This window comes from Butyrivibrio sp., assembly GCF_017940685.1.
Taxonomy (GTDB): domain Bacteria; phylum Bacillota; class Clostridia; order Lachnospirales; family Lachnospiraceae; genus Butyrivibrio.
On sequence record NZ_JAGAYD010000223.1, the window covers coordinates 1 to 2654 of the forward strand.

Here is a 2654-nt window from a genome sequence, read left to right on the forward strand (position 1 = left end):
AACATCAGAAGTCATTCTCTTAAGAGTCTTAAGGATGACAGCGATGACAAATATAGTTACAACTAAAAGAACGATAGCAATAACAATGAATGTCATAGAAGAAACAAGGATCTTGTGGTTGATAGCCTTTTCGTTAGCCTCTTTTTCCTGGCTAGCCCACGCCTCAACAATATCAGACATGTTACTGATGTAATCTCTTGTGGCATCAAACTCAGTGTCAAAGGTTGCTATATCGCCTATGCCATTCTTAACATCATAGCTGCTAATCCATTTAGAATACTGAGATGAAAAGCCTTCAGCCAGCTTGCCGAAGGTATCGCCATCATCATCTTTAAGCTGGTTATAAAGATAGTCATTCTTCTTGGCAAGCTCTGCTGCTGCATTTACACCATCAAGCGCCTGCTGTGCATTGGACTTGTAATCATCCACATATACTGCAATGCCCTCTGGACCAACATAGTCTGCATAAGCAAGCTTTCTTGTTGCAGCAAGCATTGCCTGATACAGGTCTCTGTCTGCATTGATAAGGTCGGTACTTATGGTATAGAGCATATCATAGTAGACCTCTTCATCGGTCATTTCTATGGATCTCATCTGTGTGCCGCTAAAGACGATACTTGCTATAAGTGCGATGGTAAGTACACCAGTCACACCAAGAAGGATCGCGCCGAGCGGTGCTTTAAAACCTGAATTGTTCTTCTGATTCATTCTGCTACCTCCTTAATCCGAAACTCATATAATAATTATATTGCGTTTCGTCTAAAGAGTGTATATTTTTGCAAAAGTTTATACTTTTTTTAGATAATTTGTTACTACTTTATCAATTCTGTCACTTATCAATTTTTTCTCTGATAAGCTCTCTTGTCCTTTCTATCTCTTCCCAAAAATCCCTGGCTGACATTCTTATTGCGCCGCTCCCCATGACTATGACCTGTTCGATGGCATCAGAAGTTGCTACTGTCACCTTGTATTTTTTACTGATCTCGTGGGCAACCTTTTCAATGTACTGATCGGCGGTTTCTGCCTCTTTTGTATAAATAATCAAAAGGCCGCTCCTGTCCTCCACGTGCTCTTTTCCGCCAGGAACTTTATAGGCGTCAAACACCAAAAGTACGCGTTCTCTTCTAAATCCCTGGAAGTTTATAAGGGTGTCGATGAGACTGTCTCTTGCTGCCTTTAGATCTGTTTTTGCAAGGTCTGACAGTTCTTTTGATGCATAAATAATATTGTAGCCGTCCACCAGAAGATACTCTTTGTACTCCTCTAAAGGCTTCACATTCTCGTATTTTTCACGCTTTTGCTGCTCAACTTCATGGTCTCTTCGGGCCTCTTTTTCCTCTTTTGTCATGCCCTCATAGACAGTCTCGGTTTCAACATATCTGGGCTTGACCGCACCGTAGGTCCTTTCAAATATGGCCATAAGCTCGCCTTCTGCAGCCCTTTGTTCTCTTTCTCTTTCGGCAAAAGACCTCTCGGTGGTATCTTTATTTTTCAGCCTGTCCTGTAATTCTTTTAAGGCCTCCATATCTATGTTGTCAGAAAGATCCGTCTCCACCTTGTGGGTCTTTGGATTATAACCGCTGTCAACATGCATGTAGCTTCTGACCTGATCCCAGGGCACAACAGTTCCTGCTCCGTGCATACAAAATACTGAGTCAGGAGAATTCCTCTTATCAAGAGTGGGATCATAGCCCTTTTCAAGTATCACTTCCTCTGCGTTGTGGCAGGGAGCATAGCCACTTAAGGTTGTAAAGATCCTGCCCTCACCCTTGGTGTAGGAGGATACATCTCCTGCGTAGTCTCCAAAACATGCAGCAGGAAGAGTTCCCGTTATAACTGACATATCGCCTTCTATCTCAGGTCCTGAAACAGTGGCGTTCATCCGTTGAAGGTCTGTAAGAGCTCTTCCAACACAGTCTCCTGGAACTTCCAGCCTGTAGTCAAGAACCGGCTCAAGAAGGATACTGTCAGCCATCATAAGTCCCTGCCTCACCGCTCTGTAGGTGGCCTGTCTGAAATCTCCGCCCTCTGTGTGCTTGACGTGGCTCTTTCCGGCAATTACCGTGATCTTCATATCTGTAATCTCAGAACCCGTAAGGACTCCGCGATGTTTCTTTTCTCCGAGATGAGTTAATATAAGCCTCTGCCAGTTGAGGGAAAGATCGTCGGTACTGCAGTTGGTTTCAAACTTAAGGCCGCTTCCTGGCTCTAATGGCTCAAGAAGAAGATGTACCTCTGCGTAGTGGCGAAGAGGCTCGAAGTGTCCAACTCCCTCAACAGGGCCAAGTATGGTTTCTTTGTAGACGATATTGCCCTTTCCAAATTTAACATCAAGGCCAAACCTGGTTTTTATAAGATGGGTAAGGATCTCTTTTTGCACCTCTCCCATGAGGTTTACAAGGATTTCTTTTGTTTCTTCATTATATGAAACAAGGAGCATCGGCTCCTCGTCCTCTAATGCCTTAAGGTTACTGTAGACTACGGCAGGGTCTGCGCCTTCAGGAAGTATCAGCACTGATGACAATATGGGCTGCAAAACTTCTGAGACCGTATCTCCCTCAAGTACTCCAAGCCCTTCTCCTGCGCGCCTGTTGGTCAGTCCCATAACTGCAACTACCTGGCCAGCTACCGCTTCCTTTATGGCCTGCATCTTA

At 44.3% G+C, this 2654-nt stretch carries 2 protein-coding genes; both read right to left on the bottom strand.

The window, feature by feature from the left end; all coding sequences use genetic code 11:
* Positions 1–708: hypothetical protein (locus tag J6I68_RS13450; RefSeq protein ID WP_292221077.1), on the bottom strand; the 708-nt coding region annotated here is incomplete at its 3' end.
* 121 nt (positions 709–829) lie between these two features.
* A partial coding sequence (locus tag J6I68_RS13455; protein WP_292221079.1) for an NYN domain-containing protein occupies positions 830–2654 on the bottom strand: 1825 nt, incomplete at its 5' end.